We start from the raw sequence: 22,074 nt of genomic DNA, 5'->3' as shown, positions 1-22,074 counted from the left end.
CCATGAAACCGAGCCGAATCGCCGTCAACCCCACACTGCATTCCAAAGCCGATGCGCGCGCCATACCGCCGATAGTCCAACGGATCGCGCCGTCCCAGCCGGCCGTGGCCGGGCCGCGCCGCGCGGCGATGTCGCGCGCGAGCGTGGCGCTGCTCGCCGCACTCGCCACCCCAGCCGCGCAGGCCGCGGCCGACGACGTCGCAAGCCTCTACGGCCCGCAACCGCCGGCGAACGCGACTTACCTGCGCGTCGTGAATCTGTCGGCGCACGCCGTGCGCGTCGCGCTGCCCGGCAGCGCAGGCGCGAGCCGGCTCGAAGCGGGCGCTGCGACGCGGCTGAGCGTCGTCACGCCAGGTACGCCGCTCGACGTCGCCGTCGACGGCCGGCCGCTCGTGGCATCTGCGGCCCACGTGGGCGAAGCGGGTGATGCGGGCGACGCCACCCGCGCGAATGCCGCCGATGCCGCCGGTGCCAATTCACTGGCCAATTCATCGGGCGGCGCGTCGGTCAAGCCATCGGCCAACCCGCCGGACAGTCCATCGGCCGGCGCATCGGCTGCCCGCGCACGCGCCGCCGCGCCGTCGGCCGGCGCGCAAACCACGCCCGCGCGCGGCGCGTCCCCCCTCGCCTCCGCCCCCGCATCTCCCACCGACGTCGCCGCCGCACAGGCCGCTTCCGCCCGCGTCGCCGGCCACGCGAGCGCCGGCTTCGCGATCACCGTCGCGATCACGCGCGACGCAAACGGCTGGCACGGGATGCTGGCCGCCGTGCCGCGCACCGGCGCCGATGCAATGCGCGCCACGCTCAACGTATTCAATTTCGCGCCCGGCTGCGACGGCCGGATCTCACTCGCCGGCAACGGCCCGGCGGTATTCCAGCACGTGCCGGCAGCGCAAGCGGCAACGCGCAGCGTGCGCCCCGTCGCCGCCCGGCTCACCGGCCAATGCGCGAACGTCGCGCCGGCCGCTCCCGCCGCCGCGCTGGCGTTGCCGGCGCTGGCCGCCGGCGACAGCTACAGCCTGTTCCTGTCCGGCTCCGCATCGAAGCCTGCGCTGAGCGGCGCGCGCGACGACCTTGCATGGCCGGCCGCACCGCGCTGACCAGCGGTACGCCGTCAGCCGCACGCCCGCCCTGCCCCTTCACCCAACCGAGAAAACCATGCGTATCCCGACCAGCATGACGAACCACCTCCGGCCCGAACCCTGCGGCCAACGCCGCCGCCTGCTCGCCGCGCTCGCCGCGATGCCGTTGGCGGGCGCCGCCGCGGCGCTGCCGCGTGCCGCACGCGCCGCGTCGCAAGGCGGCGTAATCGAAGGCCGCGACCGGTGGCTATTCCCCGCGTGGGAAAGCTACGTCGCCGACGACACCGCCGCATGCGCGAGCGTTGCCGATCTGATCGGCAAGGCCGCCGCGCAACTGGCCGCGCGGCAGATTCATTGCATGGTCGTCATCGCACCGCTCAAGGCCCGTGCGTGCGCGGACAAGCTCGCCGCCGATCAAGCCGTGTCGGCGGCGGTGCAAAAGCGCGACGCGGCAATCCGCGCGCGCGCCGCGCAAGCCGGCGTCGACATCGTCGATAGCGACGCGGCGCTCGCGCAAGCCCGCACGAACGAAGACGACCTCTACATCCGCGCGGATTACCACTGGTCCGCGCACACGGCCGAAGCGTTCGCGCTCGCCACCGCCGAGCGCCTCGCGCGCGTGCCGCTCGGCCCAGGCGGCGAAGCGCCGACGCTCGGCCCGTGGACCGAGGAAGTGCATTACGGCGATCTCGCCGAGCTGCTGCCGCCCGAGCGCAAGCGCGCGATCGGCAAGGACCGTTTCATCGTCCGGCAGGCAGCAGGCGACGGCGCGCTCGTCGGCGACGACCGTCCCGCCGTGCAGGTCGTCGGCAACAGCATGGTGCAGCCTTATTTGGGCTTCCCGCAGCGGCTGTCGAATCAGCTCGAACGCCCGGTCGGGCTCACGTGGACGTTCGGCAACACCGGGCCGTGGAAAACCCTCGTCGACTATCTCGAATCGGCCGCATTCGGCAACGCGCGGCCGCGCGCGATCGTCTGGCAGTTCAACGAAGGACAGATGGCCTATGGGCCCGGCGCGTCGGGGCAATGGGACGCCACGTCGATCATGCGCGACGACGCCTGGCTCGCGCGCATCGCGAAGGCGCTCGGCTGATGGACACGAACGTCGATTCACGCCGCCCGGACGAACGCGCGCGCGGCCCGCGAGCGGCGGCGGCAGAGACCGCGGAAACGGCAACGCGCGCCGGGAGCGGAATGCCGTCGGCGGCGCGGCCGCAAGCGTTGGCGCAACCGGCAGCCGTGGCGGCGGCAGCTTCGCCAACGCAGCCGCGCGATGCGGGCGCGCTGGCGGCGGCACCGTCCGCGTCTTCGACAACGCCCGAGGCCGAGGCGGCGGCTTCGTCCGTGACAACGCGTCCGTCTGCCACGGTAGCAGCAGCGGCACCACCATCGTCACTGCCGCGGCACGCCCCACTGCCCCCCAAGCCGACGCCCGCGTCCGCACACCGGCCAATGGCCGCATGCGTGCTCGGGCTGCTCGCGGCCGGCTGCGCACTCGCCATCGTCACGCTCGCAGCACGCGGCGGCAGCGATCCGTCGTTCGGCATCGGCACGGCGCGCGACTGGCGCGACGGCAGCCAGATGCAGCGCATCGACCGCGCGATCGACGTCCCGTATGCGCATTGGCTGCACCGCTGGCAGGCCGCGCTGCGCTACCGCCTGCTCGGTGATCTCGGGCCGCAGGTGCGCGAAGGCTGCCCAGGCTGGCTGTTCTATGCGGACGGGCTGCGCCCGCCGCCCGAATCCGCCGCGACGCAGCCCGTCGACGCCGTGCTGAACGCGCGCATCGCGGCGATGCATCGCTATGCGCACGCGCTGCGCCGCGACGGCATCGCGCTCGTCGTCGTCACGGTGCCCGACAAGGCTCGCGTCGAGACGCAGGCGCTGTGCGGCTTGCGGCAAGACCCGCGCATCGGGCAACGCTTACGCGCGTGGCAAAGCGCGCTGACGCAGGCTGGCGTCGCGCATGTCGAGCTGACCGGCGCGCTCTCAGCCGTGCGTCCGGCGTTCTATCGAACCGACGTGCATTGGAACGCACGCGGCGCGCAAGCCGCGGCGCGCGCCGTCGGCGATGCGGTGCTGCCGCTCGTCGGCGGACGCGGCGACACCCGTTTCACGCTCGAGCGCGGCGCGGCTGAGCAGCCGCGCGTCGGCGATCTGCTCGCGCTTGCCGGCTTGGGCGACGTGCCGGACGGATGGCGGCCGCCCCCCGATGACGACGTGCAGGAAACGCTGCATGCCGAGCGCGCGGGCGGTTTGCTCGACGACGGCCCGCCCGTGCAGGTGCTGCTCGCCGGCAGTTCGTTCTCGCGGCGCAGCGCGTTCGCCGACCGGCTCGGCGAGGCGCTCGGGCGTGAAGTGTGGAACGAAAGCGTCGACGACGGACGCTTCGACCGCGCGCTCGCGGCAATGTGGACGCGCCGCGCGCGCTGGCCGGCGAGCCTGCGCGCGGTGATCTGGGAGATGTCGGAGGATGCGTTGTCCGCGCCGCCCGACGCGCCGACTGTCATGAGATCCACCGCCGCCGCGCCAGCGCCGGGCGTCACGCCCGGCCCAGCCGCCCGCCCCTCGGCCGCGCCTGCCGATGCGCCGCGCCCCCGCCTACTCCTGTCGAACTGAACTCCGGCGATGCTATTCAATTCCTTCGTCTTCCTCACCCTGTTCCTGCCGGTCTCGCTCGCCGGTTATTACACGGCCGGCGTGCGTTCGCCGCGCGCGGCGGCGATCTGGGTATGCGCCGCGTCGGCCGTCTTCTACGGCGCGTGGAATCCCGCGTTCGTCGGCCTGCTCGCGATGTCGATCGCATTCAACTACGCGATGAGCCGCGCGATCCTGAAATCCGGCGCGTCGGCGCGCTGGCGGCGTGCGTGGCTCACGGCCGCGATCGCGGTCGATCTCGGCGTGCTCGTGCGCTACAAGTATCTGGCCGCGCTCGTCGGCGGCCTGACCGAATGGTTCGGCGTCGCGCCGCACGGCGTGCTCGCGCAGGCCGCGCAAAGCGTCGCGCTGCCGCTCGGCGTGTCGTTCTTCACGTTCACGCAGATCGGCTATCTGCTCGATTGCCATGCGCGGATCGTCAAGAAACCCGATCTGCTGGGCTTCGTCCAGTTCGTCACGTTCTTTCCGCACCTGATTGCCGGGCCGATCCTCCATCACAAGGAAATGATGGCCCAGTTCGCGCAGCCTGCCACCTATCGGCTGCGCGCGGACAATCTGTCGATCGGCGCGACTGTGTTCGCGATCGGCCTCGCGAAGAAACTGCTGCTGGCCGATCCGATCGCCGTCTACGCGGATGCCGGCTTCGCCGCACCCGCATCGCTGAGCGCGCTCGATGCGTGGCTCACGTGCATCGCTTACGCGCTGCAGCTTTACTTCGACTTCTCCGGTTATTCGGACATGGCCGTCGGCCTCGCGAAATTGTTCGGCGTGCGCTTCCCGCTGAACTTCAACTCGCCGTTCAAGGCCGCGAGCATCATCGATTTCTGGCAGCGCTGGCATATGACGCTCACGCGCTACCTGAGCGCCTATCTGTACTATCCGCTCGCGATGCGGATCAACCGCTGGCGCGCCGCGCGCGGGCTGCCGACCGCGCGCGCGGCGCAACGCACGCCGTCCGGCTTCGCGTGGACCGTCGCGCTGCCGACGTTCTACACGATGGGGCTCGCGGGCGTCTGGCACGGCGCGGGGCTGCAATACCTCGTGTACGGCCTGCTTCATGCCGGCTACCTGAGCATCAACCATGCGTGGCGCAATTGGCGAACGGCATCCGTGACGGCGCAAGCCGCCACGCCGAAACCGGCCGCGGCATCGCGGGCGGAAACGGACGCCGCGTCAGCCGCAAGCGTCGGCCAATCGCCGGCGGCCACGTGCGCCGCCGCCGGCATCGTGCGCCGCGCCCGCACGCGCATCTGTCACGCGGCGAGCGTGCTCGCCACCTTTGTCGCCGCGCTCGCCGCCTTCGTGTTCTTCCGCGCGCACAGCCTCGACGACGCACTCGCGATGCTCGCGCGCATGGCGTGCCTGCACGGCGCCGGCGGGCTCGCATGGCCGCCGCTCGACGCCGGCGTCCCTCCGCTCGACTGGCTGCGGCTCGCGCTCGGCCGTGCGGCGGCCGCGCCGCACATCGTCGCGCTGCTCGCGATCGTCTGGTTCGCGCCGAACTCGCACGAGCTGATGGGCCCCTTCTCGCCCGCGCTCGAACGCGCGGCGCCCGGCGCGCCCGGCTGGCTCGCATGGCGGCCGTCATGGCGCTGGAGCGCGGCCGCGCTCGCGCTGCTGCTCGTCTGCGCCGCGCAACTGCACGGCGAAGTGCGTTTCCTGTATTTCCAATTTTGAAGGAGCCCCAATGACTTCCCCTCCCCTTGCACTCGCCGACGTGAAACAGCTCGTCGAATCGATCGTGCTGCGCCATGTCGAACCCGATACGCCGCTGATCGAATCCGGCCTGGTCGATTCCGTGCTGGCCGTCGAGATCGTGCTGCGCGTGGACGCCGAGTTCGGCGTGCAAGTGCCCGCGACCGAAATCGCCGAGCATCTCGCGAGCGTACACACACTGGCCGTCTTCATCGCCGATAACCGTTAGGTGACCCACATGCGTTTCGATCTGCTTACTCGCTGCTTCGTCGAACGCACGCACGACGGCAAACGCCTCGCCGTCGTCGGCGACGACCGCACTTTGACCTGGCGCGCGCTGGCCGACGAAGCCGAAGCCTGGTGCGCGGCCGCCGAGGCCGCCGGTTTCTCGCCCGATGCACCCGTGATCGTGCGCGGACACAAGGAAGCGTCGTTCTTCGTCGCGATCACGGGCGCGCTGATGCTCGGCACGCCGTTCGTGCCGCTCGACACCATCTATCCCGGCGAGCGCATGCGCAGCATCGCCCGCACGCTCGGCGCACACGTCTATTACGACGCGCGCAGCCGCACGTTCAAGCAGATCGAAGCCGCCGCCGTCAATGCGCCGCCGCCGCGCACGCTGCCTGAAAAAGGGCTGGCATACGTGCTTTTCACGTCCGGCACGACAGGAGAGCCCAAAGGCGTGCAGATCGGCCTCGAAAGCGTCGATGCGCTCGCGAACTGGATGGCCGCGGATTTCGCGCTCGGCCCGGCCCCGGTTTTCATGAACCAGGCGCCGTTCAGCTTCGATCTATCGATGTACGAAGTATTCGGCACGTTGTCGCTCGGCGGCACGATCGTATTGATGTCGCGCGCCGCAAGCGCGCCCGGCGCGGCATTCGTCGAGCGGCTCGCGCGCGAGCGGATCGATACTTGGGTGTCGACGCCGTCGTTCGCCCAGCAGCAGCTGATCGAATCCACTTTCAACGGCACGTCGCTGCCCAAGCTGCGCACGTTCCTGTTCTGCGGCGAAGCGCTGCCCGTGCCGCTCGCGCGGCGGTTGCGCGAACGGTTCGCGCACGCGCGCATCATCAACACTTATGGGCCGACCGAAGCGACCGTCGCGACCACCTGGATCGTCGTCGACGACGCGCTGCTGGACGCGCATCCCCAGCGCTTGCCGATCGGCCGCGCGCGCCCCAACGGCGAAGTGTTCGTCGACGGCGGCGAGCTGTGCATCGCGGGGCCGCACGTGATGCGCGGCTACCTGAACCGGGACGATTTGAACGCCACGCGGATGTTCGAGCACCACGGCATGCGCGCGTTCCGCACCGGCGACCTCGGCAGCATGCGCGACGATGGACTGCTATTCTGCGACGGCCGCATCGACGACCAGGTCAAGCTCGGCGGATACCGGATCGAGCTGGGCGAGATCGACGCGGCGTTCGGCACGCTGCCGAACGCGCCGCGCGCCGCTGCGGTCGCGCTGCGGCGGCCGGACGGTGCGGTCGCGCGGATCGTTGTATTCGTCGAAACCGGCTCGCACGACGCGCTGCCGGCGTCCGTCGCGTCCGATTGGAAGACGCGGCTCGCCGAGCGGCTGCCGCCCTATATGATTCCGTCCGAACTGATCGCGTGCCGCACGCTGCCCGTCACCGTCAACTTCAAGATCGACCGGGCCCGGCTCGCCGATGAATACCGACATGCGCAACTCGATCGCTCCAGCCGATAACGCCAGCCGCCGATCTACGCGAACGCGCCGCGCGCATCGGGCCGCCGCCGCGCTCGCGCTGCTGCTCGCGATCGGCCATGCAGCCTGCGCGCGCGTGCCAGCCGCCTCGCCCGCGCCGCCGCCCTCGCCAACTTCACCGCCGCCGCTGCACGGCGCGCCGCTCGTTCAAGGCATCGTCTGGCAGCCCGACGATGCGCACGCCAACCCGCGCGGCGACTGGGACGCGCTCGGCGTCACCGATCTGCTCGTCCAGTGGAGCGCCATTGACGGCGCGGCGCTCGTCGCCGGCGCGGGGCTGCCCACCGTCGCCCGGTTGCCCGACTGGAAGCGCATCGGCCGCGAGCCGTGGGCGCGCAATGTGATCGTCGGACTCGCGGGCCGCTTCGACGAGACCGAGGCCCGCGAGCGCACGCCCCAGCTCGTTGCGCAATCGCTCGCGCTTGCGCTTGCACCGCCCGCCGTGCACGTCTCGGGCTGGTATTTTCCGGTCGAGGTCGACCCGACCTGGAAACGTGCAGACACGTTGAAGCCATTGCTCGAAGCGCTGCCGAAACCGCTGTGGATCAGCGTCTACGACAACTCGAACATCGGCGGCCCCGCGCTTGCCGCATGGCTCGACAGTTGGCTGCCGCGCGACGTCGGCGTGTTCTTTCAGGACGGTTGCGGCGGCTATGTGCGCGAACCGCGCATCGCGCGCGAGTATGCCGACGCGCTGGCGGCAACGCTCGGCGCGCCGCGCGTGCGGATCATCGCCGAGGCGTTCAGGACCTTGCCGAACGGGACGCTGCGCGCCGCCACCGCGGCGGAATTGCAACCGCAGCTTGAAGCGTATCGCGGCTATCCGGCGTATCTATTCGACGGCCCGCATTACGTGCCGCCGGGCGTGGTGCGCGCGCTGGCCGAACACCGCGCCGCAGCGGCCGCCGATGCACGCCGGCCACGTTCAGGCGCGCGCCGATACGGGGATTAGCGGCGGTTGGCGAGGGTAACCGGCGGCGATCCGGCCGGCATGCCAAACATGCAAACGCCGGCGCAATGCTCGGTCCGAACGGTTCGGCTTCCCGGATCGCGTCACCCCCGCTCAACGGCGGTTCGGCCAAGACGTCGGCTGCCGACAACCGGGCGATTGACGCTTTCACACTGACACTTTCGCACAACCTCGGCCCATCGACAGCAACCTGCGGCGCCCGACAGCACGCGCCGCCGTCACACCGCGTCGACCGGACGCACGGCCGCTTGCTCGGCGACGACCCGATTGCGTCCGCCCCGCTTCGCGTCGTATAGCAACACGTCGCCGCGCGCGAGCAGCATCGCTACCGTCTCGGCGCGCCGATGCTCGACGACCCCCGCGCTCACCGTCACGTTCAAGCCTCGCGCGGGCCCGTCGAAATGCGCCGATTCGAGTGCCTCGCGCACTCGCTCCGCTATCGCGCATCCGCCGTCGCGGCCGGTATGCGGCAACAGGATCGCAAACTCCTCGCCGCCGATGCGCCCGACCACGTCGCCTGGCCGCACCATATCGCGCAACAGCCGGCCGAACCCGCGCAGCACGGCATCGCCAGCCGCGTGCCCATACCTGTCGTTGATGGATTTGAAATGATCGACGTCGAACAGGATAAGCGCGAGCGGACGGCTGCGCGGGCTCGCCAGATGCCGCGACGCGTGCCGCTCGAACGCACGCCGGCTCATCGTTTCGGTCAACGGATCAAAATCGCGCTCGGTGACGAGATGCTGAATCATGTCCGCCACTCCCGCGCCGATCAGAACCATTCCCATGACTCCGCCCAGCAACGCGAGCGACACCTGCAGCGCGATCCAGAACGTACTCTGCCCGAATTGCTCGGGGCTGTGAGGCAGCGTGCGGCTGACGGTCAGCGGCGTTCTGACGAGAAAACTCAGGCCGAACAACAGCAGGCTGCCGGTCAATACGCGATTGATCGTGCGGCCTTTGCCGCGCGCCCAGATACGGACGACCGACGCGAGTATCATCAGGCCCGCGCTGTAGTTCAACAGATAGATTCGCGCGATCAGGTTCGGCACGCCGTAGCTGAAGTACGCAATGCCGGCCAGCACGCCGGCCAGCACGCCCGCATGCGTCGCGCGCCGGAAATGCAGGCCCCATCGGCACACGACGCCTTCCGCGAGCGCCTGAATGCTCGCGACGTAAAAGGCAGCCGAAACGAGCGCATTCGGCCGCCATGCTTGCGGCATATGCAGGATTTGCAGCGTCACGCCGCACGCAAACAAAAAAAACGACAACGCCAACAGGATGAGATAACGCAGCTTGCGCTCGAAGAGCCAGGTCCCGACAAAGCCGCATGCGAACAGCAGCGATACGCCCGGCACGATGAGCTGGAGAACCTGATTAGGCGTGATATGAGCGGGCATGTGCCTGGTCGTCGCTGCGCGATGGCGGCATGGCACAAGCGAGCCGACGATCACGGCCCCGTTCTCGCGACACGGCCGAGCGCCGCCCTTGCCGCCGACATATTGCGGCAAGCAGGCAAAACGACGTTCGAGCGCCCCGATCGAGCACGGCCTACCGTGTGGCGATTCCCCCGCGCGCATGCAGCGTCAGTTACGCGCCCCGGCGCTTTCGCATGATGCAATACGAAAGATTGGCCGATAAACGCGCAATGAAGCTTGTATTGAAGCAACCCCGTAAATTTAATCGAAGCCCTGGATTCGGCAGCGCGAACTGCGAGAACGCCGCTATAAAGCGGCGCGCGGCCTGCTCAGCCACCATGGCTTGCTATATCAACGCGGGCGATTATATCCCGTAAAAACGAACGATTCAGCACGTCGAAGAAATATCGCATCGGCCCGCGCGCGGCGGCCCGGCGGCGTGGCATCCTCGGCAAATCTCCGCCCTCCCAATGTGCGCCTCGCCACATACGCGCACGAGACAATCGCATGCGGATTGGTTTAGCATCGGGTGGCGCTGACGCATCGACGCGTCCAGTGCAGCCTGCGCAACCGCTGCGCGCTGCATCACGCGCGCATAAAAAATGGAGGAGAGATGAGGGCACGTATCGCAATCACGAACGTCTTCACCCATTTAGTACTCGCTATTTTCGTCGTCTTTCTGACGAGCTGCTCCGGCGACGACGACAATGCGTCGTCGCAAACCGGCGGCGGCAATGCGAGCAGTTCCGCCCTCGCATTCAGGCTCGATCGCGGCGGACAAATCAATGCGTTCTACCGGCAAGACAAGGTCGCCGCGCACTTGCTGATGCGCTCGTCGACCAAGCCTCGGCTGCTCGTTGTCTTTCCGGCGGGCAACAGCGGCACCGGCCTCTGGTTCGACGACACGCCGCAGCCCGTCAACTGGAGCCAGGACGCGCCGATTGCCGCCGCGCAAATGCGGGACTCGGCCGGCAGGCCGCTATACGGCATCCGCGCGGACGTCTCCGCCGACGTGAGCAGCCTGTCGATCAAGCAAGCACTGCTGAGTTCGGTGCGCTTCCTGCGCGACTACAATGGCGGCGCGGCAGTGCCGTCCGATATCGTCGTGCCGCCGTCCGTGTCGGGCAACGCGGTGACCTGGCAGCGCAACCGCGTCGACGGCGCGCCGGGGTACGCGTTACGGATCACGCTGCTGAGCGGCGGCACGATGACGTCCGACAACACCGGCAAGCTGACGCTGCGAACGCTGAACAGCATGCAGCCGATGCGTCTGCGCATCGAGGCATTCACCGGCGAGACGCCATTGCGGCCGATCACCCGTCCGGATCTGTTCACATCATCGGTCAACCCCGATGCGCTGAACCAGAACGTGTTCGAATTCCTAAGTTTCCAGGACAAGCTGCTGGCAGGTTCGTGGCAGTACGATACCTACTTCGGCCGCGACACGCTGATCTCGGTGCGCATGCTGATGCCCGTGTTGCAGCCCGACGTGATCGAAGCCGGACTGAGTTCGGTGCTGAGCCGCCTGTCGCCGGACGGCAAGGTCGCGCACGAGGAAGGCATCGGCGAATTCGCGCTGATCGACAACCGCAAGCATGGCCGCCCGAACGATCCGACGCCAACCTATGACTACAAGATGATCGACGGCGACTACATGCTCGCGCCGATCATGGCGAACTGGCTCATCGACGATCCGCGCGGCCAGGCGCGCGCAGCCGCGTATCTCGCGCAAAAGGGCAGCGACGGCGTCACGAACGGTCAGCGCTTCGTCGCCAATCTGCTGCGCGTTGCGTCCACCGCGCAGCCGTTCGCGCAGCAGCCCGTCGCAACGAATCTGATTCGGCTGCGACCCGGCGAAATCGTCGGCAACTGGCGCGACAGCACCGATGGTCTGGGCGGCGGCGTGTACCCATACGACGTGAACGTCGCGCTCGTGCCGGCTGCGCTGCGCGCCGCGAACCGCTTCCTGGAGCGCGGGCTGCTTGATCCGTATTTGAGCGGCGATCAACGCGCCACGCTCGCCGGTGCGGCAACCGAAGCCGCCGCCTGGGAGAACAGCGCGCCTGCGTTCTTCCGCGTCGCGCTCACGCCCGCCGACGCGAGCGCGAAACTCGCCGCATATGCGCCGCAGGCGGGCGTGCCGGCCGGCCCGCCGCCCACCGCCCCGCTGTCGTTCGATGCGGTTTCGCTCGACGAACAAGGCGCGCCGATTCCAATCATGAACTCGGATGGCGGCTTCACGCTGCTGTTCGGCACGCCGCCCGCGGACCAGCTCACGCATATCGTCACCGATGTGATGCGTCCGTTCCCGGCCGGGCTCGTCACCGACGCCGGCCTGCTGATCGCCAATCCTGCTTATGCGAACCAATCGCTGTGGCCACGCTTCACGAGCGCTGCATACCACGGCACGGTGGTCTGGTCGTGGCAGCAGGCGATGTGGATTGCCGGCCTCGACCGCCAGCTTGCGCGCACCGACTTGCCCGGTAATGTACGCACGCTGCTCAGCCAAGCCCGGCAACAGATCTGGCAGGTCATCACGAACGCGAACGACATGCGCTCGACCGAAATGTGGTCGTGGTCGTATGCGAACGGCCAATACCGGACCGAGGCGTTCGGCACCCGCAGCGCCGATGCAACCGAGGCCAACGCCGCGCAGCTCTGGAGCACAACCTATCTGGCGATTCAGAGCCCGAAACTGCGCTCAGGCCAATATTGGTGGGACATCCGGCACTGATCGCCGGCCGGGGCCGCTTCGCGATACGCGGGGCGGCCGGCTGCGCTCGATATGTCGAGCGCAGCCGATTAATTGTGGCGCGGTTGATTCATGACGCGCTCGATACAAACCGCCTTTCAAATCCGCTCAAACCGCGCACCCCGACGTTTCGCAAACGTTCATCCCTTTTCTTGGCCGTTCAAATCCGCATGCCGCGATCTGTCAATATTTCCAACGATATTCGCTAGCTACGCGGACAAAGGCCGCCGCGGATCTGGCGATTAGAAAACCAAAACCGCGGGCGAGTCCGCATTCGGGGGAATTCAACGTTAGCCGCTAGTGCAGGCCACTTCGCGACGAGCACGGCGGCCAGCCAACGCACGCGCCGCACAAATTCGGTCGGTTGTGCGATACCCAGCATGGATTACGCCGCAACTCATCGCGCTCCATCGAAAGGGCACGGTGAATGGCGATTTCAAAAACGATGCCTTCATATACCGTTATCGGCAAAACAGTAATTTTATTTCGACGTCTTATTTCAGCAATAGGATTATGATCTCGCCACCGCGCAACCAACATATCAGCACATCATCCCTTGAACTTCAACCCGGAATATCAGACGACCACATCCAGCCTCTCCCGAAAAGCAAAATTATTACTCACCAACTACCATGCGATATAAAATTTCAGGTAACATCAAATTATTGACCATGCGCATCTCAATACAAAAAAAATTTAAATATGGCATCACTATAAAATTCACTTTTTTTAAAAAACAAAACATTTTATGCACCGTAGCCACCCGCTCGACCGATCATTCGAATCAAGATCAGCATCAACAAAATGTCATGAATTCAATCATTATCATAGATAACCTTTATCAATCACCTTGAAAAATTTTATATTAGTATAATCAGCCGCACCTTTGTCATGCCGAATAAGCTTCCCATCACTCTGCCTCGTCTATCAATTGCTTCGAACTCGGGCAATACTCACCCCCCGTGCAATCGTCCTCGCAATACACTGCAAGCTCACCAGTAGTACATCCTCACCGAGATTGACTTCGCTCTTAACTAAGCTTCATCAACAAAATTCTCGCGACACGGAAGATCAAGATATTTCCCCAATATCCGAACCAAGTTTCAATCTCGACACACCATTTTCAGACATCGACTCAGATGCACAAGAAGAATTAATTCGAGAAATCATGGCCGAAGATTTTTCCCGCCAGCGGGATACTCTATCTCATCGAGTACATCGATGGTAGCAGGAATGGCCAATACATACGATTTCGATCTCGGCTTCAACGAGAAGTTGCCCTAACTCAATCAAGGTGATATAGATACGTTTTTTGGAAAAACTGAATGCATCGGCCCAACCTCCCCTGCATCCGACTTGACGGAGGAATCAAATGTTCAGGCGCGCTACGGTGTCATCAACCTAACGGTGTCCCCGTGTCCTGAGTTACAGGGGCAACTCCAATAGGGAATAATTTTGGAGATTACATTCTCGGGCCTCAACGTCCGGATGGCGTTATTCCATTGAATGTTCCCGCCGACAATACGACGATCAAACAGGCTATTGGCGGCTTGCGCTACGTGGTGGCTGAATACGCCATACGTCACTCGAATGAAATCGCAAATGCTATGGCTCACAATGAATGATCACGGCTGCATCACCATTCGGCATCGTAGTCGTGCCGGCCGCGCCGCACACCGCCCTCGCTTCGTGGAGCGCGGGTTGCTCGATCCGTATACAAGCAGCGAAACGCGCGATGTGTCCCGGCACGGCAACCGACTGGGACACCAGCACGCCAGCGCTCTTCTGTGCCGGACACGCACCCTTCTATGCGAGCGCGAAGCTCGCCACGTAGGCGCCGCAGGCGCGCAGACAGGCTCACTGCCAGCCGCCCCGGATCGTTCAAGGCGACTTGCCGATAACGTATCTAACGATTCGGAACCCGAAACTTCGGATGGTTAAATACTGAAGGTATCCAGCATTGATTGTCTCCTGGAGCCGCCGCGCGACATGCACGGCGGCTTGCCGGTTTCGATCTCCCCGCGCCGCTCACATATTGACGCGCCACCTGTCCGGCCCCCACCAAGCATCTGGTTCCCCACGCCAACCCCGCACTGTGGCGTTGCACAGGGATCCAAACCATTTCTCGGCCGTTCAAATTTCAGTACCGTGGCTGTCAATACTTTCACAGCGCTTCGCCCGATTGCGGCGGGCACAAAGAACGGCGACGGCCCAGCATCTTCCGTTTGCCGAAGATTCTCTACAAATTCGAGGTGAAAAATCATGAGACAAAAGCGAATGATCGCCGCTGCCTACGGCGCCTGCCTGTTCGGTTCTTCGCTGGCCGCCGCCCAGCAAATACCTCAATATCAGCAGTTGCGTAATCAATTGCTTGCCGGCGCGGCCGTCACCTCTCTGTTCCACCCTCATCAGTGCGCTCCGAGCAGCAAACCAGAAACGGCCGTCGAAAGGCCGAATCTGCTCGGCGGACTCAAGATTCAGGAATTCATGGTGATCCCGCAGAATGACGGCGAGCGCATTGCGTACTCCAGCCGCCACTTTACGATCAGACCCGACGGGACGCCGACCATCGAATTTATTCAATATCAAGTGATGTCCAACGGCAGTGCGGCCGTCAGCGTACAGGCCCTTTCGCCCACCACCTATCAGCCGCTGCCCGGCAGCGCCACGCCGGCCATCTATCAATGCACGCTAGGGAAAGGGCTGCGCTTCTCGTCCGATCTGACGGAACAATCGAATCCGCATTAACAAGACCCGTCTAAGCGATCGCGCCGGCGCGGATTGTGACGAACGAACACTCGCGCGGCGCATCGCGAACATCGCGCACCGGAACTATCGCACCAGCCAGTCCTGAATAGCCGACGTAATGCGGCGCCTAGTCCAAGCAGAGATTTAGCGTATCGCTCAGCAGACCCCGCCCTCTGCGGTAAACGAGTACGACAATACAGTATTTCGTAAACGGGCGAGTATTTTCGGTATCGATCGATTTCCTTCAGCTCAGTAGTTTAATAATAGTTACACACTCTAACACTCCACATTCATCACACATGCCCATTAAATGAGCCTCAAACAGGAAAATTAAATAAGCATGAGAAAATAAATACGTCGACACAAAACTGACATATTTTCAGATATCGACTTCAATTCTGATAAAGATATTATAGTAGGCTATTCGATCGAGGGAAATTACATCGGCAGCAGAATAATGGGAGTCGTGACTTTACGTCACGACCATCTATACCGGCATCCAAGCGACTTTCATTTTCAATTATATATAACTTTTATCAGTTTACGTTTTTTAGATTAACATTATCACTATTTAATTTAATAAAAATCAACCATGCCGACCACTCCTCCAATTAATCCGTCTCCGAATACAATAACTTTAAGTTCAGACGACACCCAACGAAGCTCTCCATCGGCTTTATCGTTTCAGTCTCCGAGGGTAACAACCACCAGCCTCACCTCTTCGTCAAGATTGAGCTCATACTCGCGTTCATCGCAACAACAAGACGCCACAACATCCAACCACCGAACTGTTTCCCCGTTATCCGAAATTAATTTCGAAATCGCGCTCCCATTTTCCAATCTCAACCCAAACGAACAGAATGATTTTATCCGGGAAATCATAAATGAAGGTTATTCAGAACAAGAAAACCGACCTCTCGCCTCGGTCACACCTATGTCAGTCAACACTATTCAGAATTGGTTGACATCCGATTTCCCTTACCACAAGCAAGCAACGACATCGCCAATACAAGATAGAGTTGAATTAAATTCTCAAGTCGAAGAAACAGCAAATATCGAACAAACATCAACCGCACCTGCTTCGACCGCACAAGAAACTTCGGCAAGAAGACAGTTTGGTCGCCGGAGTATAGCCTCTGCACATCCTCCACCAAAAGTCACTGCCGAAATTTTACGTCTTGCTCACGAAAAAATAGGAATAGGTCCAGGCAAAATAGCCCGTCATTTTTTTGAAAAAAAATATAATTTGCCGTCCGGTACTCTGCAATTTCATATCAATGTTGACGGCACTCTTACTGAACGAGCGCGGCGATTCCTAGCAAACCCAACTCGAACCAGCACCATCACTGCTGAAGCACTCCAAAAGGCAGCCTCAATGGTCCAAGACAGCAATAAATGTATTTCAGATATTGCAACTGAAATTGGAGTCAAACCGAAACAACTATATCCGTATTTAACAAAATCCGGTTTATCACTAGCTGGCAAACAAGCACTTGCAAGATGTAGTGGAGAAAACGTATTTCAAACGCTTACAACAGATCTCATACAACTTGGGACTCAGCGCATCGGGAAGGCATTCGACAAAATTAGTTTGTCGGAGTTTTGCAAGAATCACTCTCTTTCATTAGCCTTATTGAGAAAGTACATAAAAGCAGATGGCAGCCTGACTACTGCGGGGAAAAATAAATTAGATACAGAGCAAAACAAAAATCAAGAAATATTTAAATCTCAAAAAAGCGCAATCAAAACTGCCGCACTTAAGATAGCAAAATCGAACCGCTGGAATTTCCCTTTTGCCGACTTGGTTTTCCTGCATTCACTAAAATTTCTCACCAACACATTGAACATAAAACTTGACATTGTAGATCTAGAAAAATCACATAGCATTGGAAATTCAAGTTCACCGCATATAGGAAAATTATTTTTTAATAAAAATAATCACATCTTCCAAATTAAAAATCAATTCTACATTCCTCCACAGGATGGAGATAGTATATTTCACGCATTAAATGCAATGAGAATATACAACAACCAAGGTAATTTCGGTGATTATATTATCAACCCGTCCGACCAGAATGGCACGCTATCCCTCAACCTTCCGAGTAATGATGCATCAATAAAATCGGAAATTAATGATTTACGCTATAAAGCCGCCACTTACGTCATGCGAAATACAGATGAAATCGCTCAGTCGGTGTTGAACCAACAACCCCGGGAAGCCGTCAGAGCGCCCTCACCAGCCGAGTTTGCCCCCTCTCGGATCAATGCCAATGCTGGTCAGGCAGTTTGCTTGCCGGAATCGAGCTCCGCATCGCCACATTCATACAGTTCGTCTACTCCAATGGAGGAATCACTCAGCATGGATTCTCATCAACCTCCAGACATCATTGCCACCGGTAAAAATCCAGGTCACGGCAAAAAACGTGTTATCACCCCACAGTTACTCGAACTGGCTCAGCGCACTATAGTTGGAAATCCCAAAGAAATTCCATCTTTCTTAAAAGAGCATGGAATCAAAATAGACACGCTTCGATTGTATATCTCGAGCCATGGCCTGACTCTCGCCGGCCAACAAGTCTTGGCGGCTGACAAAGATGAAAAAGCATTAAAGCCTCTCACTGTCGAGATGCTTCAACTCGCTTCGCAGAGCATCGGCACAAAACCCGGTGACATGAATCGAGATGAATTCGCACGGCGCAATAAAATATCGACCACAACTTTAAAATATTATTTAAAAGCCGATGGAACACTTTCCAATCAAGGTAAATCTCGTTATCGTCGTTGGTTACCACTATTCCAAAATAACCAACCTGCAGCAAACTCAATTGCCAATAGACGGCGCGCGATAAGGGAAGCAGCATTGAAATTGAAAAACCCAGGGGAATGGAATTTCCCCCATTCCGACCAACTTTTTTCATACTTTTTCAGTAATTTTGCATCCGATCATCATATAAGATTTGGCATTCAAACCTCAGATTATTTTCAATATATTGGCAATCCGAATACATCCTATACCGGAACGCTAATATTAAAACAAAACCATTATAATGTCCAGATTAATGAAAATTGTTATGATGTTCCAGCAGATGGAGACTGTGCCTTTCATGCCTTGAATGTTTTACGCCTTCATAGCAGCAATCAGGGGTTTGGTGATTATATCGTTGGCCCTCGACGCCCGGACGGCATTATTCCATTATCTATTCCAGCCGACGATACGACGATCAAGCAGGAAATTGGAGGGACACGTTATATGGCAGCAGAGCATGCAATGCGTCACATTGACGAACTTGCCGAAGCTATAGACGGAGTATGAAACAATACTATATCGTTAACGTGAAATTGCCTCATTGCTCACATCTGAACAAGAGGCAATTTCGACATTGTGAAATTTAATATTTAAATTAGAAAATAGTCACAATTAAAATTCCGCAAATTCAATATTTGAAATAAATCGCACTATAGCCATGCCACATACTCCTCCAGCTCGCCCCTCTACTGTATCGATCACTTCGGGTTCAAAAGATAGTCAATCAAATATTTCTATTGAGTCACTTGATCGACAATCCCGAGTAGCGACGCGCAGCCTCTCCTTTTCCCCTGAATTGGACGCTCTTTCATCTTCACCTCACCGGCAACGTACTCTTAGTTCCGAAGAGCGAACAATTTCTCCATTAACCGAAATCGATCTCGACCTTGCCGCCCCGTTCTCCAATCTTAATCCATTAGAGGGAGAAAATTTTATCCGAGACATCATGATTGGAAACCATTCAGACCAAGAAAAACGCCCCGGCACACCATATTCCGCCACATCAATTGAAAGAATTCAAGCTTGGCTGGAATCCAAAACTACGCACCTTGATCCTCTCCTAGAGTTTTCCTCGTTTAGTCCTAGCGATTTCATCAATACTCAAAATAAATATGAAAACATCACCCAACCCCTGTCTTCATCCAGCGTTGCATCTAAAAAAACTCCTCTCAAAGAGAAATCAAAGAAAAACGAACCTATCAAATTAAACCCAATATCGGCAGTCACCCCCGAGATTTTGTGCCTCGCTGCCAAGAGCGTAGGCACCGGGCCCGGTAAAATATCCCGCAACCGTTTCGAATTGCTACATGGGTTATCAAATAAAATCTTGCAGGGTTATATAAACATTGACGGCACTCTAACCTCTCGCGGACAGCGGCGTTTAACTCACTCTCCTCAGTCTCAAGTCATTACCGTTGAAATACTCGAAAAAGCAGAAGCCATGCTAAAAGACGTCAGAAAAACATTTTCTGAAGTTGCATACGCAGTCGGTGCTCGCCCACACCAACTTAGGCGCTACATTAAAAATAGAAGCATATCATTGATCGGCAGGCAGTTTATTTCGAAGCAAAGAAAAATTTCGGAGCTGCAACCAATTACGGAAAATTTAATTAAGCTTGCAGTTCAAAACATCGGCACCACTTACGGAAAAATGAGATTTTCCGAGTTCGCCAGAATTCATAATGTTTCATTTATTTCATTGAGAAAACATATCACCGCACAAGGAATTCTTACCGAAAAAGGAAAAAAACGTTTGACCAAAGCCCCTTTTTCAAAATACGAAAAATCTCAAAAAATAATTGAAATAGAAACGGCGGCATCGCATCTGGCGAAATTAGGGCAATGGAATTTCTGTCACGACGATTTGCTTTTTGCACAGTCCTTTAAAATTCTCTCTCAAGTTTTAAATATTAAATTTAACATCGAAACCCCTGAATACACTCATAGCATTGGTAGTGATAACGCCCCATACGCAGGATCATTAATACTAAAACAAAATCACTACAGCGTTCGAATCGACGGCAGTCGCTACGATCCCCCTCCCGATGGAGATTGCGCCTTTCATGCATTAAACATATTGAGTGTATACAACAAGGAAGGTGGATTTGGAGATTATATCGCCGGTCCTCAACGAGCCGACGGTACTATTCCATTAAACCTTCCGGCTGACGATATTATGATTAAATCAACAATCAGAAAATTACGCTATATAGCTGCGTCATACGTCATACGTAATGCAAATGAAATCAGCCTCGCAATTCCGGACAAACAGGCTTCGGAATCCGGTGAACGTATTTCCCCCTTTTCTCGCCCCCCGCAGTCGCCCGACATAAAGGCAACCCTGCCCACGAGCTTACCTGAGTCAGAGGCATCCGTTTCTTATATAAGTTATTTGTCAGTGTTAGATGAGTGGTCACATCCTTCGGAATTAGATCCGAATACATCTTCAATTTATCCGCACTCTGCCTCTGTATCGGCATCGGGTTTACAGACACAATATCAAAAAAAGGGTTTCCCCATTTCTCAACATCAAAAGGCAGAATTCACTCAAAGCAAGTATACCGAAGCTGTGCTTCGAGATAATTCAGAAGAAGTCATTTCCACTCAAAAACACCAAAAATTCAGGAAATACGCACGCCTCATTACTCCGCAACTTCTCAAACTGGCCCAACAAGCAATAATTGATCGACCTGGGAAATTGTCGGAATTTTTAAAAAAATATCGACTTAATAAAAGAACACTCCTCCATTACATTTCAAACAAAGGCTTGACCCTTGCAGGCGAACAATTACTGGAAGAAAAAGAATCCAAGCCTGTTACGCCTGAACTGATTCGATTGGCCTCACAAACTATCGGCACCGGCGGAATCATGACAAGCCGACGTGATTTTGCCAAAATACACGACATTTCAATTTTGGTTTTAAATCGCCTCGTAAGAGCCAATGGCACCCTTACGCCCCAAGGTCAGCGTTACATAAAGAAAAATAAACCACTACCCCGAGAAGACACTTCTTTACTTTTGGAAATAAAAAGTAAGTCTGAAATCACAAAGGAACGCAAGATATCCGCCATCAAAAAATCGGCTTCTAAATTAATTAAACTCGGAAAATGGAATTTTCCTCATGCTGACCTTCTTTTTGCGAACTCACTTAAAACATTCGCATTTGACAACAATATACAATTCGATGTGCAGACTCCAGATTATTCTCATCGCATTGGCCAACCCAATGCCCCCTATGTCGGAACATTGATTTTACAGCATGACCATTATAACGTTCAGATTGGTGATGATCGTTATGACGTCCCCCCCGATGGTGATTGCGCATTCCATGCGTTGAACATATTACGCCTGTATCGAGATAGGCAGAATTTAGGAGATTACGTCGTCGGACGTCCCCGGCCAGACGGCGTTATTCCACTCAGTATTCCCATTCACGATGAGGCAATTAGATCGGCGATTAAGCATACACGCACCAAGGCAGCAGAGCATGTGTTGCAACACATCGATGAAATCGCGGAAGCTATGACGGAAGAGTAAACGACTCACAACGGCTTGATTGTCCGCTTTATGCTTCGCGTAACGCTGTATTGCAAATGTCTTCTTCACCCAGTGCGTCAGTGAAATTTGATGATGAAGATATCAACTTATCATTGACGCACAGCGTTTGATCGATTTGAACGCCGCACTAATCTAGCACTGAAATTTCTAATGTTGGTCACCTGGACATTTCCGCACAACTCGCATGTTTTAATTTTTCGAGAGCAATCACGCTATTTCGCTATCATTCGAATTTTCAGTAGTCATTCTTTCGTATTTCACAATCCTCTTCTTACAGCCGCACATTCAAGGCAGTAACCCAATACTTCGATTGCCGAAATTTTTTGCACATCGAGGAGCCCAAAAATCGCCACCAGCGAAGCTTGCACGCTCAGCGCATCCGGTCAGTACACCGCGTCCCAATCCTATTTCGGCGATTGGCATTCAATTGTTTGCGGGTACAGAAGACACGCTACAGCCCTTCCCCAGTCAGTGCGCGACGCTCGCATGCCGAACCTGGGTACCACCCCGCCCGATGCGAAATCAGTCGAGACACTGAACCTCGGCTTTATCACGGCCCCCGCTGGGAATCCGATCAGAACGCTGTTCCGATCTGGAACTGGAATTTCTGATACTGGTCGCCGGTATGCTTCTGCAGCGGGAAGCCCAAACTCAGCT

At 58.6% G+C, this 22,074-nt stretch carries 12 protein-coding genes and 1 pseudogene; 11 read left to right on the top strand and 2 right to left on the bottom strand.

Annotation, left to right across the window (positions count from 1 at the left end):
- From BSIN_RS20755 to BSIN_RS20725, 7 genes are all read left to right on the top strand, one after another.
- Nucleotides 1-1,100: alginate O-acetyltransferase AlgF (locus tag BSIN_RS20755; protein ID WP_089341832.1), on the top strand; the 1,100-nt coding region annotated here is incomplete at its 5' end.
- A gap of 58 nt (nucleotides 1,101-1,158) precedes the next feature.
- Nucleotides 1,159-2,175: an alginate O-acetyltransferase AlgX-related protein gene (locus BSIN_RS20750; RefSeq protein WP_089341831.1), complete on the top strand. Its 1,017-nt coding sequence runs from the start codon at nucleotides 1,159-1,161 to the stop codon at nucleotides 2,173-2,175.
- 359 nt (nucleotides 2,176-2,534) lie between these two features.
- Complete coding sequence (locus BSIN_RS20745; protein ID WP_089341834.1) at nucleotides 2,535-3,701, top strand: alginate O-acetyltransferase AlgX-related protein; 1,167 nt, start codon at nucleotides 2,535-2,537, stop codon at nucleotides 3,699-3,701.
- Nucleotides 3,702-3,710: 9 nt separating this feature from the next.
- Nucleotides 3,711-5,417, top strand: coding sequence for an MBOAT family O-acyltransferase (locus BSIN_RS20740; RefSeq protein WP_089341830.1), 1,707 nt, complete (start codon nucleotides 3,711-3,713; stop codon nucleotides 5,415-5,417).
- Nucleotides 5,418-5,427: 10 nt separating this feature from the next.
- Nucleotides 5,428-5,664 (top strand): acyl carrier protein, encoded by a 237-nt coding sequence (locus BSIN_RS20735; protein WP_059516342.1) that lies wholly within the window; start codon nucleotides 5,428-5,430, stop codon nucleotides 5,662-5,664.
- 9 nt (nucleotides 5,665-5,673) lie between these two features.
- Complete coding sequence (locus BSIN_RS20730; protein WP_089341829.1) at nucleotides 5,674-7,146, top strand: AMP-binding protein; 1,473 nt, start codon at nucleotides 5,674-5,676, stop codon at nucleotides 7,144-7,146.
- Nucleotides 7,106-8,116, top strand: a complete 1,011-nt coding sequence (locus BSIN_RS20725; protein ID WP_175581866.1) for an alpha-amylase family protein — start codon at nucleotides 7,106-7,108, stop codon at nucleotides 8,114-8,116. Before BSIN_RS20730 ends, BSIN_RS20725 begins: the two co-directional genes overlap by 41 nt.
- 236 nt (nucleotides 8,117-8,352) lie before the next feature.
- Here the strand turns inward: BSIN_RS20725 and BSIN_RS26690 are convergent, their stop codons facing one another.
- Complete coding sequence (locus BSIN_RS26690; protein ID WP_089341833.1) at nucleotides 8,353-9,534, bottom strand: GGDEF domain-containing protein; 1,182 nt, start codon at nucleotides 9,532-9,534, stop codon at nucleotides 8,353-8,355.
- Between the two features lie 631 nt (nucleotides 9,535-10,165).
- Here BSIN_RS26690 and BSIN_RS20715 point away from each other — a divergent pair.
- The 4 genes and pseudogenes from BSIN_RS20715 to BSIN_RS25560 all read left to right on the top strand — a co-directional run.
- Nucleotides 10,166-12,280, top strand: a pseudogene (locus tag BSIN_RS20715) (hypothetical protein); the annotation flags it as partial.
- Between the two features lie 2,301 nt (nucleotides 12,281-14,581).
- Nucleotides 14,582-15,052 (top strand): VirK family protein, encoded by a 471-nt coding sequence (locus BSIN_RS20710; RefSeq protein ID WP_159936023.1) that lies wholly within the window; start codon nucleotides 14,582-14,584, stop codon nucleotides 15,050-15,052.
- A gap of 592 nt (nucleotides 15,053-15,644) precedes the next feature.
- The gene (locus tag BSIN_RS25565; protein ID WP_143757505.1) at nucleotides 15,645-18,365 is read left to right on the top strand and encodes a hypothetical protein; all 2,721 of its coding nucleotides are present in this window, start codon (nucleotides 15,645-15,647) and stop codon (nucleotides 18,363-18,365) included.
- A gap of 151 nt (nucleotides 18,366-18,516) precedes the next feature.
- A complete protein-coding gene (locus BSIN_RS25560) occupies nucleotides 18,517-21,396 on the top strand; it encodes a hypothetical protein (protein WP_143757504.1) in 2,880 nt (959 codons plus the stop codon).
- A gap of 595 nt (nucleotides 21,397-21,991) precedes the next feature.
- On the opposite strand, the gene BSIN_RS26850 is transcribed toward BSIN_RS25560, so the two are convergent.
- A partial coding sequence (locus BSIN_RS26850; RefSeq protein WP_143757286.1) for a BamA/TamA family outer membrane protein occupies nucleotides 21,992-22,074 on the bottom strand: 83 nt, incomplete at its 5' end.

It is taken from the genome of Burkholderia singularis (genome assembly GCF_900176645.1).
GTDB classification, from domain to species: domain Bacteria; phylum Pseudomonadota; class Gammaproteobacteria; order Burkholderiales; family Burkholderiaceae; genus Burkholderia; species Burkholderia singularis.
The sequence above is the reverse complement of the archived record's forward strand: the minus strand, read 5'-3'. Positions and strand labels throughout refer to the sequence as shown.